Raw genomic sequence first — 259 nt, forward strand, 5'->3', positions numbered from 1 at the left:
GCCCGGCCGCTGATCGGCGCTCACGCTCCCTGAGATGCTTTCCGACACGACGCGGCGCTTGTCGACCGAGAAGCCGGCCGCCTCGATCTCGCGTAACTGGTTCGTGGTGGTCTGGTCGGACGTACTGACGCGGGCATAAGCGAAGGTTCGGGACATATCGGGCACCCAATCTGTACGAAATAGATGTCCGAATATAAATGCCTGTCCAAAATACTTCAACCCTTACTTTCGGACAGATCGGAAAGGGGATGTCCGAAAG

At 57.1% G+C, this 259-nt stretch carries 1 protein-coding gene; it reads right to left on the reverse strand.

Annotated elements, in window-relative coordinates:
* On the reverse strand, positions 1–156 hold a 156-nt coding region (locus tag SB771_RS35455), incomplete at its 3' end, for a recombinase family protein (protein WP_410722098.1).
* Positions 157–259 lie beyond the last annotated feature (103 nt).

It is taken from the genome of Burkholderia sp. SIMBA_051 (assembly GCF_046534915.1).
Lineage (GTDB): Bacteria > Pseudomonadota > Gammaproteobacteria > Burkholderiales > Burkholderiaceae > Burkholderia > Burkholderia ambifaria.